Consider the following 18,489-nt stretch of genomic DNA (forward strand, 5'->3'; position numbering starts at 1 on the left):
GCGGACTGCTCCGCGGCGGCGGCACCGGTGTCACGGGCGCAGGGCCTGTGGGGGCCCGCACCGTCGCCCCGAGTCGGACGGTGCGGAGAAGCTGTGGATTCTGGTCAGTTCTCGGCCAGGATGTGCGACAGCTCCGTGTCGAGATCGAAATGACGGTGCTCGGTGCCCGGTGGCACGGCGGCGTCGGTCCTCTTCAGGAACGACTCCAGGGCCCTCGCGGGCGCCTCGAGCAGGGCCTCGCCCTCCGGTGAGCTGAGGGCGATGCAGACGACACCCTGGCCGTGGCTCCGGGACGGCCAGACTCTGACGTCACCGGTGCCGGTGGGTCGGTGCAGACCCTCGGCGAGGAGATCGCGGGCGAAGACCCACTCGACGGTCTCCTCGGCTCCGGTGTGGAAGGTGGCATGCACGGCGTAGGGATCGGCCGTGTCGTACCGCAGACCTGCGGGTACAGGCAGTGACGACTCGCTCGACACAACGAGGCGCAGGTGCAGCTCGCAGCTGACCGTGGTGTTCATAAGCGCCAGGGCCTTTCGCTCAGTGTGCGCTCGGGGATTCGCACGTCGGCGAAATCGACATGCCACCTACGGTGGCGTTGTAAACCCCTCTGACCCATTTGTGGCTCTTCGGGTCCTTCGGATGGAGGAGTGCGGATTCGTTCTTCAGAGCCATTTCGGTGACGTGAGGGGGTCGGGTAGTTTTGTGACCATGAACGCGGAGAGTGACGGGCGATCGAAGGTGGCCGTGGACACGGTCCCCGAGCCCGCGACGGGGGACGAGTACGCGGCCCAGCGGCCGCTGGGCTCGAAGGCGCCGGACTTCATCAAGGCCAGACGGACGCTCCACCTCAGCTGGCAGGTCGGCGTCTTCGTCGTCGGCCTCGCGGTGGTCGGGGCCGGGGTCGCGATGCTGGTGCTGCCCGGCCCGGGCTGGGTCGTCATCTTCGCCGGCCTCGCGATCTGGGCGACCGAGTTCGCCTGGGCGCAGCTCGTGCTCCGCTGGACCAAGCGCAAGGTCAGGGAGGCGGCCCACCGGGCCATGGACCCCAAGGTGCGGCGGCGGAACACCGTCCTGCTGACGGTCGGCCTCGTCATCACGGCGGCGCTCGTCGGCTGGTACCTGTGGCAGTTCGGCATGGTCATGCCCTGGAAGGCCGGCGCGTAGGGGGACCGGAGCCGTCGGCGGCGGACGGGGCACCCGCTGACATGCGGTAATGTTCTGCCTGCGCCCGGGCGATTAGCTCAGTGGGAGAGCGCTTCGTTCACACCGAAGAGGTCACTGGTTCGAACCCAGTATCGCCCACCCGGACGGATGGCCCGCGGACTCGTCGAGTCCGCGGGCCTTTCCGCGTCTCAGCGCATCCGCCCCACCGAGGCCACGATCCGGCGCGCCTCGCGCAGCCTCCGCTCGTAGGTCGCGCCCACGCCGAGCAGCAGGAGGCCGGCGAGGGCGGGCGGCAGCCAGCGGGGAGCCGCGTCCACGACCTGCACCAGGTACGGGGCCAGCTCGTGCAGGGCGACGGCGGCGAGGGCGGTCGCGCCGAGCACGAGCGGGGCCTGCAGGCGGTGGTGCGCGCCCAGCAGGGTGAGCCCGAGGGCCGCGAGGCCGAGGAGCAGCGGGCGCTGCCACCCGGCGTCGCCCAGGACCGCGAGCAGACTCGGCAGCAGCGTCGCGGCGAGGCCCGGGCCGTAGGCCGGCCAGGAGGAGGCCGCCGGGTCCCGGCGGCGCCTGAGCCGGCCGACCAGCAGGGCCGGGACGGTCACCGGCAGGGTGTACGCCTCGGGCACCGTGACGTCTGAGGCGGCGAGCCGGGCCCAGGTGGCCAGCACGAACAGCACGGCCGCGGCGTACCCGACGGGCCGGCGGTCGGGGCGCAGCGCGGTGCCGGCGCAGAGGACGCCGCACAGGGCGAGGACCAGCGCGAGGGTCGGCGCGTGCGTCGACGCGAGGGCGATCGACACCGCCCCCGCCGCACCCGCCGTGAGCTCCACGGCGGGCAGCGGGGTGCGCAGCCGGGCCGCGACGACGGCGACGACCGCGGGGACCGAGAGGACGACGACGCCGGTCGCATGGGCCGCCAGCCCCGCGCCGGCGCCCGCGGCACCGGCGAGCCCGGTGGCCGTCACCACCGCCGCGCAGGCCGCGACCTGCCGGGCGACGCCGGGACGGACGGCGACGGCGGTGGCGACGGCCAGCGCGGGCAGCACGGGCAGCGTGGTGAGGGAGGCCGTCCGCGAACCCAGAGAGGCGAGGGCCGCTGTCGAGGCGGTGAGCCCGGCGAGGGTCAGAAGGGTGGTGGTCGGAGCGGTGGCGGGGGACCGGCGGTCGAGGAGGACGCCCGTGCCGGCGGTGGCGGCGGTCAGCGCGAGGAACAGCACGAGCGCGGGGGCGAGGTGCAGGGCGAGGGCGTACGGGAGCGTCAGGACCGTGGCCCAGGCGAGCGTCAGGGCGATGACGTTGCCGGCCTGGCTCCGGTCGTCGCCCCCGGCCAGGGCGGCCACGGTCGGCCGGGCCGCGATCGCCAGTGCGGCAAGGAGCAGGGGAGCCGTCGCGAGGACCGACCACGGCAGGTCCGTGTCCAGGGCGTCGCGCACCGGGCCCGTCGGAGCGGACCAGACGGCTTCGAGGCCCGTCAGCGGGCCCAGCAGGGAGCCCGCCACCACCGGGGCCGCCCAGAGCGCCGCCGCGGCCTGGGTGAGGGCCGAGGCGGTCAGGAGGCCGCCTCGTACGGGGCGCGGCAGGGGGGAGCGGAGGACCGCGAGCAGGGCGAGGCCGCTGAGGAGGTAACCGGGGACCGCCCAGGCGCCGGGGACGCCGGGACGCAGCACACCACCGGCCGCTGCGACGAAGGAGAGGCCGGCGATCACCGCGGGCCAGGCCAGGCGGAGCCGGTGGGCGACGACGGCGGCCGTCACGGCCGCGAACAGCAGGAGGCAGCCCGGCAGCGCGGCCGCGAGCGGGGTGCCGGCCGTGAGGGACAGCTCCAGGGCGACGAGTAGCCCGAGGCCGCCCGCGATGCAGCCGGCCACCGCGGCCGTCGCCCGGAGCGTCGCGGACGCCCCGCGCGCCTCCTCCCGCGCCCGCTCCGGACCACCGGCCGTCGGACCGGCGGGGCCGAGGGCGACGACGGCCGCCGCGTCGAGCGCGGCCGTCACGAGCAGAGCCGCCGCCACCGTCGCGGGGCGGGCCCCGGCGGCCGCGGTGGCGAGGAGCAGCGGGAACTGGGCCGCGACCACCGCCGCCGGGCCGGGCCCGCGCAGAGCGGGCAGCAGGCGGGCGTACGCGCCCCAGCCGGCGGCCAGGACGGCGGCCGCGACGGCGGCGTAGGCAAGGCCGTCCACGCCCGGCAGCGCGGCGCGGTGCAGGGCGTAGGCGTCGAGGACGGTCAGGGCGAGGCCGAGCGCGGCCAGGGACTCCGCGGTCGCCGTCAGACCGCGGCGCAGGACGGCGGCGGGGGCGGTGAGGACGAGGGCCGTCACCGTGCCGAGGACCGCGGCCCGGCCGCCGATGCCGAGGTCGCCCCAGCTGAGCAGGGTGAAGGCGAGCGCGGCGACCGTGAGCAGGGCGCCGCCGAGGGCGAGGAGCACGTTCCGGGCCCCGCGCGGCGAGGTCTCCGAAGGGCGCGGAGCGAGGACCGGGCGGGGCGCCGGCGGGGTCGCGTGCAGCAGGTGCAGCAGCTGGCCGCGACGGGTCAGCAACTGCGCGCGCCGGGCGTCGAGCCGCCACAGCTCGGCGTCGATCAGCCGGAGTTCCTCGGCCGGGGGCGGGGTCTGGGTCATGGGCCGAGTGTCCTGCCGCCCCGGCGGCCCCGAATCGGGTCGGGTACTCAGCTCGCCCTGAGTACCGCGGACCGCCCGCACGGACCCGTCCCGCTCGGGACACGGGCGCCCCACGAGCAGCGGGACGAGGTCCGCGCGCCGCTGATGCGGCGCCTGCCGCTCCCCGGCCGGCCCTTCTTCCTCGCCCACCACGCCTGGATGATGCGGCGCGGGCTCGCGGCGCGGCTGCAAGCGGTTTGAACGAACCCCGCGGAGGGCTGTAAGGTTCAGTCCGTTCCCGGGCGATTAGCTCAGTGGGAGAGCGCTTCGTTCACACCGAAGAGGTCACTGGTTCGAACCCAGTATCGCCCACCCGGACACCAGGCCCGGTCCTCCGCGAGGACCGGGCCTCGTGCGTCCGCTCAGGCCGCCTGCGCCGGGATGTCCGGCCGCAGCGGCCACGCCGGGTCGACCGCCTCCGGAGTGCCGTTCTTCGTGAACCACGCCTGCAGGCCGCGTGCCTGGGCCGCGTGCCACATCGCCTGCAGCGAGTGCAGCTCCGCCGCCGAGAGGCGCTCCAGCCGCACGGCGAACCGCCGGCCCACCGCGCGCACCAGCTCCAGCGACGCGGTCGCGTCCGCCGCCGCGTCGTGCGCCGCGTCCAGCGGTATCCCGTACGTCTCGCACAGGTCGCTCAGCGTGCGCCGGCCCTTGCGGTAGCGGTCCAGGTGCCTGTCGAGCACCCGCGGATCCAGGACGCACAGCGACCTGTTCTCCAGGTAGCGCGAGAGCGACGAGGCCCGGTGGCGCCGCAACTCCCGGTCCAGGAGCGTCAGGTCGAACGGCGCGTTCATCACGACCAGCGGCCGGCCCGCCGCGCACTGCTCGGCGAGCGCCCGCCCTATCTCCTCCATCACCGGCGCCGGCCAGCGCCCGTTCAGCTGCAGGTGAGTGTCCGTCAGCCCGTGCACCGCGGTCGCGGACGGCGGCACCGGGATACCCGGGTTGACCAGCCAGCGGATCGCCCGCGGGCGCATGCCCGCCGCGTCCTGGACGACGAGGGCGGCGGACACGATGCGGTCCTCCTCCACGTCCACGCCGGTGGTCTCGGTGTCGAAAGCGGCAAGGGGTCCTTCGTACCAGCACGTCATGTCGTCCCCGAATTCCTCGTGCCCACTGGGCAGTCGGCGTCCCGCACGCTGCCCGAGCAGGTGATACCCGGGCCGTTTGCGCCGTACGCGGGGCGGAGACAACACAGTTGGAAGCAAGCGAAACGCAAGGCCCGGAAGGCGCAAGAGCCATGGCGCTCACTCAGCCCGAACCGGGTGGGCTCCTACCGGAGCGGACAGCCCCGCCGCGCGGCTCACTCGCCATCACCGCCTGCATGGAAACCCTCCAGGTCGGCTACCTGCACGCCGTCGCGGCCGCCGCCGGCTGCTCCCTCTCGCAGCCCTTCCCGGACAACGGCATCGACTGGCACGTCAGCCACAGCGCCCCCGGGCACACCGTGGACGACGAGGTCACCATCAAGATCCAGCTCAAGTGCACCTACCAGATCGCGCCCCGCCCGCCCGGCGCCGCGTTCTCCTTCACGCTCGACAACCCGCACCTGCTGAAGCTCGCCCGCACCCCGGTCGCGGTCCACAAGATCCTGGTGGTGATGCTCGTGCCCCGCACCCCCGACGCCTGGCTGTGCGCCTCGCACGACAGCCTCTACCTGCGCCACTGCTGCTACTGGGTCGACCTCGCCGGACACCCCGTCACCGGCCGCCACCGCACCACCGTGCGCGTCCCCACCGCCAACGTCTTCGACGACCGGGCGCTGCGCGGCATCATGAACCGGATCGGCGCGGGAGGCGCGCCATGACCTTCCGGCCCGCCGACGACCCCGTACGCCCGCACCCCTGCGCGGACGCCCCGCCCGCCGACGACCGGCCCGACCCGGCCGTCCTCGGCGCGCTCCTGGAGCGCCACGGCTGGCAGCGGCACGGCGGCGCCCCCGGGCGGTACGCCCGCTGGACCCCGCCGGGACCCGGCGGCGGCACCTCGCTGCTCGTCCCCGTCAGCCGCGCCTTCCCCGACTGCGACGACCTGCTCGCCGAGGCCCTCACCGCACTGCGCCGCAGCGCCGCGCCCTCGGCCCGCGAGGTCCTCGTCTCGCTGACGGTCCCGAGCGACGTCATCCGCTGGGAGCGGGCCGTCCCCGAGGGGCCCGCGAGCGGCGCGGCCTCCTGGACCGAGCAGGAGCGGCTCCGCTCCGCCGCCCGCCGGATGCTCCTGGCCGCCGCGCTCGCCGTCCGCGGCCAGGTCGGCTACCACGGCAGCCGCCACCGCAGACAGGCCGAGATGCTGCTCGACGACGTCCTCGTCGGCCCCACCCCCGGCGGCCGCCGGCTCGCCGCGTACGTGCCGGTCGCGGGCGGTCGCGCGCTCGTCGTCCGGCTGCACCACGCGCTGCACGCCACCCGCGAGGCCGTCGACTACCAGCGGGCGGCCGGCGGGATGGAGGCGTTCGACGCGGCGGTCGGGGCCGGAGTCTGCCACGAGCTGGTCGAGGCCGTCGTCGCGCTCGTCCGCGGCTCGCAGGGTGCGGGCATCACCCTGGAGTGGGCCCCCGTCCCCGGCGTGCCGGACGGGTGTGCTGCCCGGCCCGAGCCGGTCGAGTTCTCGCCCGGCGACCTGCCCGCCCTGCGCGCGGCCGCCGCCCGGTACGTGCGCGACGAGCCGTCGCTCCCGGTGCGGGTCACCGGGGCCGTGATCGGACTGCGCCGCCCGGAGCCGCGCGGGCCCGGGACCGTACGGCTGCGGGTGCTCGCCGGGGCGGACGTGCCGCAGGTGCGGATGGTGCTCGACGAGGATTCCTACCGGATCGCCGGCCACGCCCACCTGGTCGGCCTCCCGATACGCGTGCACGGACGCCTCGAGGCCCGTGGCGGGTTCCGGCGGCTGGCGGACGCGTACGGGGTGGTGCCGGTGCAGGTCGACGAGACGGAGCGGGACCGGCTGATGAAGGCGCTGCACGAGAACATGGACTTCTTCGAGGCAGGGGGCACCCCCTGCTCGGGCGCAGCCGAGAGCCCGGGGGAGTGCGCGGGGCAGGAGTGAGGGCGGGGACCTTCCCGGAGCGCCGTAACCGTTTCGCGGGGCACCCCCGCGGCTCGGTACGATTCCCCCAGTCCGCGCGGTAAGAGTCGCGCGATCCCCGTGCAGGTAGGAGAGACCGGTGTCAGACGTCCGTGTGTTCATCCATCGCGATTCCGAGCGGGAAGAGCGTGTGGTGACGCCGGGCACGACGGCCGCCGACGTCTTCTCCGACGACCGCTCGATCATCGCCGCGAAGGTCGGCGGTGAGCTGAAGGACCTGGCCTACGTCCTCGTCGACGGCGAGGAGGTCGAGCCGGTCGTCATCTCGTCCGAGGACGGGCTGAACATCCTGCGCCACTCGACCGCGCACGTCATGGCGCAGGCCGTCCAGGAGCTCTTCCCCGAGGCCAAGCTGGGCATCGGCCCGCCGGTCAAGGACGGCTTCTACTACGACTTCGACGTGGACAGGCCGTTCACGCCCGAGGATCTCAAGGCCATCGAGAAGAAGATGCAGGAGATCCAGAAGCGGGGTCAGAAGTTCGCCCGCCGGGTGGTCACCGACGAGGCCGCGCGCGAGGAGCTGGCGGACGAGCCGTACAAGCTGGAGCTCATCGGCATCAAGGGCTCGGCGTCCTCCGACGACGGCGCGGACGTCGAGGTGGGCGGCGGCGAGCTGACCATCTACGACAACATCGACTCGCGGAGCGGCGAGCTGACCTGGAAGGACCTCTGCCGGGGTCCGCACCTGCCCAGCACCCGCAACATCCCGGCGTTCAAGCTGATGCGCAACGCGGCGGCGTACTGGCGGGGGAGCGAGAAGAACAAGCAGCTCCAGCGGATCTACGGCACCGCGTGGCCGACCAAGGACGAGCTGAAGGCGCACCTCGACTTCCTCGCGGAGGCGGAGAAGCGGGACCACCGCAAGCTCGGCAACGAGCTGGACCTGTTCTCGATCCCGGAGCAGATCGGGTCGGGCCTCGCGATCTTCCACCCCAAGGGCGGCATCGTCCGCCGGGTGATGGAGGACTACTCGCGCCGCCGGCACGAGGAGGAGGGGTACGAGTTCGTCTACACCCCCCACGCGACCAAGGGGAAGCTGTTCGAGACCTCGGGCCACCTGGACTGGTACGCCGACGGCATGTACCCGCCCATGCAGCTCGACGAGGGCGTGGACTACTACCTCAAGCCCATGAACTGCCCCATGCACAACCTGGTCTTCGACGCGCGCGGCCGTTCGTACCGTGAACTGCCGCTGCGGCTCTTCGAGTTCGGGACCGTGTACCGCTACGAGAAGTCCGGCGTCGTGCACGGTCTCACCCGCGCGCGGGGCTTCACCCAGGACGACGCGCACATCTACTGCACCCGCGAGCAGATGGCGGACGAGCTGGACAAGACCCTCACGTTCGTCCTGAACCTGCTGCGGGACTACGGCCTCGACGACTTCTACCTGGAGCTGTCCACCAAGGACCCGGAGAAGTTCGTCGGGTCCGACGAGGCGTGGGAGGAGGCGACCGCGACGCTCCAGCAGGTCGCCGAGAAGCAGGGCCTTCCCCTCGTGCCCGACCCGGGCGGCGCGGCCTTCTACGGCCCGAAGATCTCCGTCCAGGCGAAGGACGCGATCGGCCGGACCTGGCAGATGTCCACGGTCCAGCTGGACTTCAACCTGCCGGAGCGGTTCGACCTGGAGTACACCGGTCCGGACGGGTCCAAGCAGCGGCCGGTGATGATCCACCGTGCGCTGTTCGGCTCGATCGAGCGGTTCTTCGCCGTCCTCCTGGAGCACTACGCGGGGGCGTTCCCGGCGTGGCTGGCCCCGGTGCAGGCGGTCGGCATCCCGATCGGGGACTCGCACGTCGAGTACCTCCAGGACTTCGCGGCCGAGGCGAAGAAGCTGGGGCTGCGGGTCGAGGTGGACGCGTCCTCGGACCGGATGCAGAAGAAGATCCGCAACCACCAGAAGCTCAAGACTCCCTTCATGATCCTCGTCGGCGACGAGGACATGAACGCCGGCACGGTCTCCTTCCGCTACCGCGACGGCTCGCAGGAGAACGGCATCCCGCGCGACCAGGCGCTGGCGAAGCTGGTCGACGTGGTGGAGCGCCGCGTCCAGGTGTGACCTGAGGCAGGCCGCGGCCCCCGGGAGGCTCAGCCTTCAGGGGGCCGTTCCGTGCGGTCTTCCTCCCGGGTGAAGACCTCCCGCAGCCAGGAGGCGAACGACCCGGTCACCGCGCCGAGGAGTGCGAGGCCGCACGCCATCAGGGCCACCGCCGCCACCCGGCCGAGCGGGGTGACCGGGACGACGTCCCCGTAGCCCACCGTGGCGAGCGTGGCGCAGGTCCACCAGACCGCGTCGCCGAAGGTGCGGATGCTGGCGCCGGGCGCTCCGCGCTCGGCCTGGTAGACGGTGAGCGCGCCCGCGAAGGCGAGCAGCGCGGTGGTGAGCCCGGCGTACGAGCCGACCCGGGCGTAGAGGTTCACCCGGGGCCGCTCCCGCCGCTGCTGCAGGACGTCGTAGACGTGCACGAAGCGCAGGGGCCGGAGCAGCGGCAGGAGCACGACGAGCAGGTCGAGCGGGCGGGTGCGGACGAACCGCGAGGCTCGGCCGCTCAGCCGGCAGCGGACCGCGTAGTCCACGACGAACGCCGCCCAGGTCGCGAGGGTGACGGCGAGGCACAGGTCGCGCCAGGCGGACGGCAGGTCGTGGGCGAGGACCCGCACGGCGTAGGCGGCGAGGAACAGCACCGAGGCGACCCCGAGCGGGATCTCCGTGCGGTGCTCCCAGGCGGTGAGGCGGTGCGGGGCGGATCCGGCGTCGGCGGGGCGGGGTCGGGTCATCCGACCAGCATCACGGCCGCCCCCGGGCGTCCCGCCCCGGCGACACGGTCCGTCCGGGTCACGTCTTATGCTGCACAGCATGACCAGTGAGCCGGAGCAGCAGATCGGAGTCGGGATCCAGGACGCCTTCCAGCGCCTGTGGACCCCCCACCGGATGGCCTACATCCAGGGCGAGAACAAGCCGACCGGCCCGGGCGCCGGGGACAACTGCCCGTTCTGCTCCATCCCGTCGAAGTCGGACGAGGACGGCCTCGTGCTCGCGCGCGGCGAGCGCGTCTACGCGGTGCTCAACCTCTACCCGTACAACGGCGGCCACCTGATGGTGGTGCCCTACCGGCACGTCGCCGACTACACGGAGCTGGACGACGCCGAGACGGCGGAGCTGGCCCGGCTCACGAAGCAGGCGATGACCGCGCTGCGGCAGGCGTCGGGGGCGCACGGGTTCAACATCGGGCTGAACCAGGGCACGGTGGCGGGCGCGGGGATCGCCGCGCACCTGCACCAGCACGTGGTGCCCCGCTGGGGCGGGGACACCAACTTCATGCCGGTGGTCGGCCACACCAAGATCCTGCCGCAGCTGCTCGGCGACACCCGGGCGATGCTGGCCCAGGCCTGGCCGCGGGTCTGACGCGGCGGCCGGCCGGACGGCGCCTCAGGCGTCGTACAGGTCCGCCTTCCGCGGGCTCGCGTCCTGGACCAGGGTGCTCAGGAGCGACGAGCGGGTGCCGAAGCGGTCGACGTCGACGCCGTTCTCCGCGAGCAGCTTGATCGTCGCGGAGTGGACCACGCGCAGCACGGGCGTGGCGGTGCGGAGCACGTCGTCGGTCATGAAGCGGTTGCCCCAGGGCTGGGCGGCCCAGGAGTGGCGCAGCCCGAACGGCTCGGGCAGGGTCAGCTTGCCGCCGAGGTGGTCCAGGACCGGCGGGTACCAGGTGAACGGGGCGCGGACGGCGAGCCGCACCACCTCGTCGGAGTCGATCAGGGCGAGGTGCCGCTCGGTGGTCTCCCAGAAGCGAATGGTCTTGGAGACCTCGATGGTCTTCGCGGCCGGCGGGGTGGTGAAGAGCCCGTGGACGGGGCCGAGCGCGTGGCCGGTGACCTCGACGCGGAGCGTCTGGTGCAGCACGGTCACGGTGATCATCATGGTGATGACGAGCTGGCCGCCCCAGAGGGTGAACTGCACGCCCAGGTAGTGCCGGTCGCCGGCGCCGAACTGCTGCTCGTTGCAGATCCGCTGTATCTCGTGGCCGCGGATCTGGTAGGCGCTGACGTCGGTGCCGCTCGGGCGGCTGACCTCGGTGGCGCCCTCGCCGACGGGGGAGACGATCCAGTGGCGTATCGAGGGGGGCGTGAAGCCGCCGGTGTGCAGCGGGCCGCGCTCCAGGAGCCGGAGCTGGTCGTGGATGACGCGTATGACGTCCCAGCTGCGGAAGGGGTTGATCTCCTTGTCGGGGTCGCGGGGGGTCAGCTCCTCGGCGAGGACCCAGTTGCCCCAGCGGGTGCCCATGCCGAGCACGCCCTTGGCCCCGGCGTAGAAGACGGAGTTGGACTGCTGCTCGGCGCTGAGCCGGGCGAGGTTCTGCCGCAGGTCCTCGGCGGAGGTCTGGTTGGGGTCCTGCGGGACCGCCTCGGGGATCTTGGCGCCGACGCCGCCGCCGGTGAGCAGGCTCGCCCAGCGGGCCCGCAGGTCGCGTGCGTAGCGCTCGCACACCTGCTTGGCCAGCCACCAGCCGATGACGGGGGCGATCACGCTGGCTCGGGCGTAGAGCGCCCAGAAGCCGGTGAAGGGGATCTTCCAGAGGAAGATCACCACCAGCGCCCCGACGGCGACCACGACCGCCGAGCCGAAGGCGGAGGTGCGCTTGTCCTCGACCTTGGCGAGGGTGCGCTTGATCTGGAAGGCGGCCAGCCAGACCGCCGCGCCCGGCAGGAACAGCAGGCCGCAGAGGAGGGTGATGAGGGTGAGGGTCCGGTCGCGCTCCTTGCGGATGTTGGTCGCGGCCAGGCAGTGCTCGACGACGGCCTGCGGCTCGGTGCCGAAGGACTGGATGAGCGGTTTGCGGGCCCCGCCGAGCATCCTGACCTGCACGGCCCGGGAGAAGGCCTCGCCGAGGTTGGGCTCGAAGATCGAGAAGGCGCCCTTGGTGACCTTCGACTTGTGCCAGTCGTTGTCGGCGTCGAGGATCTTGGTCACCTTGTCGTCGCGGTAGGCCGCCGAGGCCAGCGCATGGGTGGCGGCCGTCTGCCCCGCGGAGCCGGTGAGCGGCACCTGGGCCCCCGGCCTGAAGTCGAATGTCTCGTTCGTGGTCACCACAGCCCCCTCGCCGCCGCACTTGCGCCGCTGCGGCACATTCCCGACTTCCGCCCTGCGCACACCTGTTGAGCAGTGCCGACAGCGTATCCGGGGCGCGCCGGGCGTGTCGGCGGACGGCCGAATGCCGTCCGCGCACGGGAGCACGGCGCCGGCGCACGGACGGTTCGTCAGACGGCCTCCCGGTGCTGCTCCCGCTCGCGCAGCCGGGCGGCGGCGCGGGGCGGCGCGGGTTCGTGGCGCAGGTGGGAACGGCTGAAACGGCCCGTTCCGTGGGGCAGGGCGCGGGGGCCTGGGGGCGGCGCGGGCGCCGGCGTTGGTGGGGCCGGGCCGGCGGATCGTGGCCGACCGGCCCCGGACCGAGCTTGGCACCGCTGCGTCCCGGCGTCCATACGTCGGACGCCACCCGACGGCGCCGGGGCTGCTTCGAGGGCGGCCGGTGGGTCGTGGCTACGATGGGCCCGCCGACGGCCAGCGGGGCCGCGCGGCCACCGACCCCTCGGGAAGGCCATGCTGAACAAGTACGCGCGTGCGTTTTTCACGCGTGTCCTCACGCCGTTCGCCTCGTTCCTGCTCCGCCGCGGGGTGAGCCCCGACGCGGTCACCCTGGTCGGCACCGCCGGCGTGGTGGCGGGCGCGCTGGTCTTCTTCCCCCTCGGGGAGTTCTTCTGGGGCACGATCGTCATCACCCTGTTCGTGTTCTCCGACCTCGTCGACGGCAACATGGCCCGCCAGGCGGGCACCTCCAGCCCCTGGGGCGCGTTCCTGGACTCCACGCTCGACCGGGTCGCCGACGCGGCGATCTTCGGCGGCATCGCCCTGTGGTACGCCGCCGGCGGCGAGAACACCATGCTGTGCGCGGTGGCGATCTTCTGCCTCGCCAGCGGCCAGGTCGTGTCGTACACCAAGGCCCGCGGCGAGTCGATCGGGCTGCCGGTCGCCGTCAACGGGCTGATCGAGCGGGCCGAGCGGCTGGTGATCACCCTGGTCGCTGCCGGTGTCGCCGGACTGCACGCGTTCGGGGTGCCGTTCGTCGAGGTGCTGCTGCCGATCGCCCTGTGGGTGGTCGCCGTCGGCAGCGCGGTGACGCTCGGCCAGCGGGTCGTGACCATCCGCCGGGAGTCCGCCGAGGCCGAGGCCGCACGGGGCAGCGAGGCCGCCCAGTGACGGCCGCCGAGCGCGCGGGCGGATCCGCGGCCGACGCCGTACCGGACGCCCCCGACGCGCCGCCCGCACAGGCCTCCGTCCCCGCCCGCGCGAACGCGCCGGCCGTCGCCGACCCGGTGCGCACCTCACCCCGCGAGCGGCTCTCCGACGCGCTGTACGGGCTGGGCTGGAGCACCGTCAAGAAGCTCCCGGAGCCCGTCGCCCAGCGGCTCGGCCGGGCCATCGCGGACGCCGCCTGGAAGAAGCGCGGCACCGGGGTGCTGCGCCTGGAGGCCAACCTCGCCCGGGTGGTGCCCGACGCCGGTCCCGAGCGGCTCGCGGAGCTGTCCCGCGCGGGCATGCGGTCGTACCTGCGCTACTGGATGGAGTCCTTCCGGCTGCCGTCCTGGAGCGAGGAGCGGATCCGCGAGGGGGTGGTGGTCCAGGAGCTGCACCACCTGACCGACGCCCTCGACGCCGGCAAGGGCGTCGTCATCGCGCTGCCGCACCTGGGCAACTGGGACCTGGCCGGGGCGTGGGTGACCACCGAACTCGGCGTGCCCTTCACGACGGTCGCCGAGCGGCTCAAGCCCGAGACGCTCTACGACCGGTTCGTCGCCTACCGGGAGAGCCTCGGCATGGAGGTGCTCCCGCACACCGGCGGCACCGCCTTCGGGACCCTCGCCCGCCGGCTGCGGGCCGGCGGGCTGATCTGCCTGGTCGCCGACCGCGACCTGTCGGCGTCCGGCACCGAGGTGACGTTCTTCGGCGAGGCCACCCGGATGCCGGGCGGGCCCGCGCTGCTCGCCCAGCAGACCGGGGCGGCCCTCCTCCCGGTCACCCTGTGGTTCGACGGCCCCGTCATGCGGGCCCGCGTCCACGCGCCCGTCCCCGTGCCCGAGTCAGGCAGGAGGGCCGAGAAGACGTCCGTGATGACACAGGCGATGGCCGACGCCTTCGCCGAGGGCATCGCCGACCACCCGGAGGACTGGCACATGCTGCAACGTCTCTGGCTCGCCGACCTGGAAGAGCGCCGCCCATGAGAATCGGCATCGTCTGCCCCTACTCCTGGGACGTCCCCGGCGGGGTCCAGTTCCACATCCGCGACCTCGCCGAGCACCTGATCCGCCTCGGCCACGAGGTGTCCGTCCTCGCGCCCGCCGACGACGACACCCCGCTGCCGGACTACGTGGCCTCGTCGGGCCGCGCGGTGCCCGTGCCGTACAACGGCTCGGTGGCGCGGCTGAACTTCGGGTTCCTGTCCGCGGCCCGGGTCCGCCGCTGGCTGGCCGACGGCCGCTTCGACGTCATCCACATCCACGAGCCGGCCTCGCCGTCCCTCGGGCTGCTGGCCTGCTGGGCCGCGCAGGGGCCGATCGTGGCGACCTTCCACACCTCCAACCCGCGGTCGCGGGCGATGATCGCCGCGTACCCGATCCTGCAGCCGGCCCTCGAGAAGATCAGCGCCCGGATCGCGGTCAGCGAGTACGCCCGCCGCACCCTCGTCGAGCACCTCGGCGGGGACGCGGTGGTCATCCCCAACGGCGTCGACGTCGACTTCTTCGCCCGGGCCGAGCCCCGGCCGGAGTGGCAGGGCGGCACGATCGGCTTCATCGGGCGGATCGACGAGCCGCGCAAGGGCCTGCCGGTGCTGATGAGGGCGCTGCCGAGGATCCTCGCCGAGCGCCCGGACACCCGGCTGCTCGTGGCCGGCCGCGGCGACGAGAAGGAGGCCGTCGCGGGACTCCCCACCGAGCTGCGCGACCGCGTGGAGTTCCTCGGGATGGTCAGCGACGAGGACAAGGCGCGGCTGCTGCGCAGCGTCGACGTCTACGTGGCGCCGAACACCGGCGGCGAGAGCTTCGGGATCATCCTCGTCGAGGCGCTGTCGGCCGGTGCGCCCGTCCTCGCCGCCGACCTCGACGCGTTCGCCCAGGTCCTCGACCAGGGCGCGGCCGGCGAGCTGTTCGCCAACGAGGACGCCGACGCGCTCGCCACCGCCGCCGTCGCCCTGCTCGGCGACGCCCCGCGCCGGGAGGAGCTGCGGGAGCGCGGCAGCGCGCACGTGCGCCGCTTCGACTGGTCGACGGTCGGCGCGGACATCCTGTCGGTGTACGAGACGGTCGCCGACGGGGCCGCGGCGGTCGCGGCCGACGAGCGGACGGGGCTGCGGGCGCGGCTGGGACTGGTCCGGGACTGACCGCGCGGCGGGCGGCTCCCAGGCCCCCACGGCCCGCCCGCGGGTGCGCCCGTGAGTCCGCCCCACGGCCCGCCCCCGGGCGAGCCCGGCGGCCACCGGACAGCCGCCGCCCCGGTAGCCTTGCCGCCCGTGACCGCAACCCTGATCTGGACCCTCGTCGCCCTGGTGGCGATCGGCCTCTACCTCAGCTGGACGGCCGGCCGCCTCGACCGCCTGCACGCCCGGATCGACGCCTCCCGCGCGGCCCTCGACGCCCAGCTCCTGCGCCGGGCGTCCGTCGCCCAGGAGCTCGCCACCTCCGGATACCTCGACCCGGCCGCCTCGATCGTCCTGTACGAGTCGGCCCACGCCGCCCGGCAGGCCGACGAGGACCAGCGCGAGGTCGCCGAGAGCGAGCTGAGCCAGGCGCTCAAGGCCGTCTTCGGGGACCCGGCGCAGCTCGACGCGGTCCGCGAGGCCCCCGGCGGCGAGCAGGCGCTCACCGAGCTGGGCGCGGCCGTGCGCCGGGTGCCGATGGCCCGCCGGTTCCACAACGACTCGGTGCGGGCCACCCGGGCGCTGCGCCGCCACCGCACGGTCCGCTGGTTCCGGCTCGCGGGGCACGCGCCCTTCCCGCTGGCCTTCGAGATGGACGACGAGCCGCCCGTGCTGCTCTCAGAACGAGCCACCGCCTGAGTATTGGCCCTTGCAGTGGACTGGTCGGGGGAGGTTTCCTCACTGAGGTACGTCCCCCCTTCCTTCCAGTGAGGTCCATCCGTGTCCAGCACGCAGTCCACCGCCGCCCCGTCCGCCGAGAACTCCGCGATCGGTACCGCCCGCGTCAAGCGCGGCATGGCCGAGCAGCTCAAGGGCGGCGTGATCATGGACGTGGTCGACGCCGAGCAGGCGAAGATAGCCGAGGACGCCGGCGCGGTCGCCGTCATGGCCCTGGAGCGGGTCCCCGCCGACATCCGCAAGGACGGCGGCGTGGCCCGGATGTCCGACCCGAACATGATCGAGGAGATCATCGGCGCGGTCTCCATCCCCGTGATGGCCAAGTCCCGCATCGGCCACTTCGTCGAGGCCCAGGTCCTGCAGTCGCTCGGCGTGGACTACATCGACGAGTCCGAGGTCCTCACCCCGGCCGACGAGGTCAACCACAGCGACAAGTTCGCCTTCACCACCCCCTTCGTCTGCGGCGCCACCAACCTGGGCGAGGCCCTGCGCCGCATCGCCGAGGGCGCGGCGATGATCCGCTCCAAGGGCGAGGCCGGCACCGGCAACGTCGTCGAGGCCGTCCGCCACCTGCGCCAGATCAAGAACGAGATCGCCAAACTGCGCGGCTTCGACAACAACGAGCTCTACGCCGCCGCCAAGGACCTGCGCGCCCCCTACGAGCTGGTCAAGGAGGTCGCCGAGCTCGGCAAGCTCCCCGTCGTGCTGTTCTCCGCCGGCGGTGTCGCCACCCCCGCGGACGCGGCCCTGATGCGGCAGCTCGGCGCCGAGGGCGTCTTCGTCGGCTCCGGCATCTTCAAGTCCGGCGACCCGGCCAAGCGCGCCGCCGCGATCGTGAAGGCCACCACCTTCTTCGACGACCCGAAGGTCATCGCGGACGCCTCCCGCAACCTCGGCGAGGCCATGGTCGGCATCAACTGCGACACCCTGCCCGAGGCCGAGCGCTACGCCAACCGGGGTTGGTAACGCAGCCATGAGCGACACTCCTGTGATCGGCGTCCTGGCCCTCCAGGGCGACGTACGGGAGCACCTGGTGGCCCTGGCCACGGCCGACGCCGTGGCCAGGCCCGTCAGGCGCCCCGAAGAGCTCGCCGAGGTCGACGGCCTGGTCATCCCCGGCGGCGAGTCCACCACCATCTCCAAGCTGGCCGTCCTCTTCGGCCTCATGGAGCCGCTGCGCGAGCGGGTCCGCGCCGGGATGCCCGTCTACGGCACCTGCGCCGGGCTCATCCTGCTGGCGGAGAAGATCCTCGACCCCCGATCCGGTCAGGAGACCGTCGGCGGCATCGACATGATCGTCCGCCGCAACGCCTTCGGCCGGCAGAACGAGTCCTTCGAGGCGGCCGTCGAGGTCCGCGGCGTCGCCTCGCCCGTGGACGGCGTCTTCATCCGCGCCCCCTGGGTCGAGTCGGTCGGCGCGTCCGTCGAGGTGCTCGCCGAGCACGACGGCCACATCGTCGCCGTCCGGCAGGGCAACGCGCTCGCCACGTCGTTCCACCCGGAGCTGACCGGCGACCACCGGCTCCACGAGCTGTTCGTGGCGATGGTCCGCGCGGTCCGGGCGGAGTAGGCCGGTAGGATCTCGTCTGTTCAATTCCATCGGCGACGTTGTAAGGAGCTGGCGATGTCCGGCCACTCTAAATGGGCTACCACCAAGCACAAGAAGGCCGTGATCGACGCCAAGCGCGGCAAACTCTTCGCCAAGATGATCAAGAACATCGAGGTGGCGGCCCGCACCGGCGGCGCGGACGTGTCCGGTAACCCGACCCTCTTCGACGCCATCCAGAAGGCCAAGAAGAGCTCGGTCCCGAACAAGAACATCGACTCGGCCGTCAAGCGCGGCGCGGGCCTGGAGGCCGGCGGCGCCGACTACGAGACGATCATGTACGAGGGCTACGGGCCCAACGGCGTCGCCGTGCTCATCGAGTGCCTCACCGACAACCGCAACCGCGCGGCCTCCGACGTGCGCGTCGCGATGACCCGCAACGGCGGCTCCATGGCCGACCCGGGCTCGGTGTCGTACCTGTTCCACCGCAAGGGCGTCGTCGTGCTGCCCAAGGGCGAGCTGACCGAGGACGACGTCCTGGAGACGGTCCTGGAGGCGGGCGCCGAGGAGGTCAACGACCTCGGTGAGAGCTTCGAGGTCATCAGCGAGGCCACCGACCTGGTCGCCGTCCGCACCGCGCTCCAGGAGGCCGGTGTCGACTACGACTCGGCCGACTCCAGCTTCGTGCCGACCATGCAGGTCGAGCTGGACGAGGAGGGGGCGCGCAAGATCTTCAAGCTGATCGACGCCCTGGAGGACAGCGACGACGTGCAGAACGTCTTCGCCAACTTCGACGTCTCCGACGACGTCATGGCGAAGACGAACGCGAGTACGTCGTCATGGGCGGCACCACCGAGCCGATCCTGACCCAGCTCAAAGCCACCTACAAGCCGGG

General features: G+C 73.2%; 17 protein-coding genes and 2 tRNA genes. 14 read left to right on the forward strand and 5 right to left on the reverse strand.

The annotated features are described in order from the left end of the window. Nucleotides 1-104 precede the first annotated feature (104 nt). On the reverse strand, nt 105-518 hold the full coding sequence (locus tag ACFWEG_RS22525) for an SsgA family sporulation/cell division regulator (protein WP_003987206.1): 414 nt from the start codon (nt 516-518) through the stop codon (nt 105-107). 190 nt (nt 519-708) lie between these two features. On the opposite strand from ACFWEG_RS22525, the gene ACFWEG_RS22530 reads away from it, so the two are divergent. Together ACFWEG_RS22530 and ACFWEG_RS22535 are read left to right on the forward strand one after the other, a co-directional pair. Further along, nucleotides 709-1,164, forward strand: a complete 456-nt coding sequence (locus tag ACFWEG_RS22530) for a TIGR02611 family protein (protein ID WP_387218005.1) — start codon at nt 709-711, stop codon at nt 1,162-1,164. A 66-nt stretch (nt 1,165-1,230) separates the two neighbouring features. Next, nucleotides 1,231-1,302 (forward strand) — tRNA-Val (locus ACFWEG_RS22535). A 50-nt stretch (nt 1,303-1,352) separates the two neighbouring features. Here the strand turns inward: ACFWEG_RS22535 and ACFWEG_RS22540 are convergent. Continuing rightward, entirely contained in the window at nt 1,353-3,779 is a 2,427-nt protein-coding gene (locus ACFWEG_RS22540; RefSeq protein WP_387218008.1) for an SCO7613 C-terminal domain-containing membrane protein, read from the reverse strand. A 279-nt stretch (nt 3,780-4,058) separates the two neighbouring features. On the opposite strand from ACFWEG_RS22540, the gene ACFWEG_RS22545 reads away from it, so the two are divergent. Further along, nucleotides 4,059-4,130 (forward strand) — tRNA-Val (locus ACFWEG_RS22545). A 50-nt stretch (nt 4,131-4,180) separates the two neighbouring features. Here the strand turns inward: ACFWEG_RS22545 and ACFWEG_RS22550 are convergent. Next, the gene (locus ACFWEG_RS22550; RefSeq protein ID WP_387218011.1) at nt 4,181-4,909 is read right to left on the reverse strand and encodes a 3'-5' exonuclease; all 729 of its coding nucleotides are present in this window, start codon (nt 4,907-4,909) and stop codon (nt 4,181-4,183) included. Between the two features lie 149 nt (nt 4,910-5,058). Between ACFWEG_RS22550 and ACFWEG_RS22555 the strand changes: the two genes are divergently transcribed. The 3 genes from ACFWEG_RS22555 (at nt 5,059) to thrS (ending at nt 8,958) form a co-directional block, all read left to right on the forward strand. After that, a complete protein-coding gene (locus ACFWEG_RS22555) occupies nt 5,059-5,625 on the forward strand; it encodes a DUF4365 domain-containing protein (RefSeq protein ID WP_387218014.1) in 567 nt (188 codons plus the stop codon). Beyond that, complete coding sequence (locus tag ACFWEG_RS22560; RefSeq protein WP_387218017.1) at nt 5,622-6,863, forward strand: hypothetical protein; 1,242 nt, start codon at nt 5,622-5,624, stop codon at nt 6,861-6,863. The genes ACFWEG_RS22555 and ACFWEG_RS22560 overlap by 4 nt, the downstream gene beginning before the upstream one ends. 118 nt (nt 6,864-6,981) lie before the next feature. Then, on the forward strand, nt 6,982-8,958 hold the full coding sequence (gene thrS, locus ACFWEG_RS22565) for a threonine--tRNA ligase (protein WP_387218020.1): 1,977 nt from the start codon (nt 6,982-6,984) through the stop codon (nt 8,956-8,958). 29 nt (nt 8,959-8,987) lie between these two features. On the opposite strand, the gene ACFWEG_RS22570 is transcribed toward thrS, so the two are convergent. Continuing rightward, entirely contained in the window at nt 8,988-9,677 is a 690-nt protein-coding gene (locus tag ACFWEG_RS22570) for a potassium channel family protein (RefSeq protein ID WP_387218023.1), read from the reverse strand. A gap of 67 nt (nt 9,678-9,744) precedes the next feature. On the opposite strand from ACFWEG_RS22570, the gene ACFWEG_RS22575 reads away from it, so the two are divergent. Next, nucleotides 9,745-10,305, forward strand: coding sequence for an HIT family protein (locus ACFWEG_RS22575; RefSeq protein ID WP_387218026.1), 561 nt, complete (start codon nt 9,745-9,747; stop codon nt 10,303-10,305). Nucleotides 10,306-10,329: 24 nt separating this feature from the next. On the opposite strand, the gene ACFWEG_RS22580 is transcribed toward ACFWEG_RS22575, so the two are convergent. Then, nucleotides 10,330-11,991 (reverse strand): hypothetical protein, encoded by a 1,662-nt coding sequence (locus ACFWEG_RS22580; protein ID WP_387218029.1) that lies wholly within the window; start codon nt 11,989-11,991, stop codon nt 10,330-10,332. A 507-nt stretch (nt 11,992-12,498) separates the two neighbouring features. Here ACFWEG_RS22580 and pgsA point away from each other — a divergent pair. From pgsA to ACFWEG_RS22615, 7 genes are all read left to right on the forward strand, one after another. Next, nucleotides 12,499-13,155 carry a phosphatidylinositol phosphate synthase gene (pgsA, locus tag ACFWEG_RS22585; RefSeq protein WP_387218032.1) on the forward strand — a complete coding sequence of 219 codons (657 nt, stop codon included), beginning with the start codon at nt 12,499-12,501 and terminating at the stop codon, nt 13,153-13,155. Nucleotides 13,156-13,271: 116 nt separating this feature from the next. Beyond that, nucleotides 13,272-14,177: a phosphatidylinositol mannoside acyltransferase gene (locus ACFWEG_RS22590; RefSeq protein ID WP_387218050.1), complete on the forward strand. Its 906-nt coding sequence runs from the start codon at nt 13,272-13,274 to the stop codon at nt 14,175-14,177. Further along, a complete protein-coding gene (locus ACFWEG_RS22595; protein WP_387218035.1) occupies nt 14,174-15,334 on the forward strand; it encodes a glycosyltransferase family 4 protein in 1,161 nt (386 codons plus the stop codon). Before ACFWEG_RS22590 ends, ACFWEG_RS22595 begins: the two co-directional genes overlap by 4 nt. Nucleotides 15,335-15,463: 129 nt before the next feature. Next, nucleotides 15,464-16,009, forward strand: coding sequence for a hypothetical protein (locus ACFWEG_RS22600; protein WP_387218038.1), 546 nt, complete (start codon nt 15,464-15,466; stop codon nt 16,007-16,009). A gap of 81 nt (nt 16,010-16,090) precedes the next feature. After that, nucleotides 16,091-17,014 (forward strand): pyridoxal 5'-phosphate synthase lyase subunit PdxS, encoded by a 924-nt coding sequence (pdxS, locus tag ACFWEG_RS22605; RefSeq protein ID WP_387218041.1) that lies wholly within the window; start codon nt 16,091-16,093, stop codon nt 17,012-17,014. Nucleotides 17,015-17,021: 7 nt separating this feature from the next. Continuing rightward, complete coding sequence (gene pdxT, locus ACFWEG_RS22610) at nt 17,022-17,618, forward strand: pyridoxal 5'-phosphate synthase glutaminase subunit PdxT (protein ID WP_387218044.1); 597 nt, start codon at nt 17,022-17,024, stop codon at nt 17,616-17,618. A 54-nt stretch (nt 17,619-17,672) separates the two neighbouring features. Further along, complete coding sequence (locus ACFWEG_RS22615; protein ID WP_387218047.1) at nt 17,673-18,461, forward strand: YebC/PmpR family DNA-binding transcriptional regulator; 789 nt, start codon at nt 17,673-17,675, stop codon at nt 18,459-18,461. Nucleotides 18,462-18,489: the final 28 nt, after the last annotated feature.

This window comes from Streptomyces sp. NPDC060194 (assembly GCF_042728285.1).
In the GTDB taxonomy this organism is placed as follows: Bacteria; Actinomycetota; Actinomycetes; order Streptomycetales; family Streptomycetaceae; genus Streptomyces.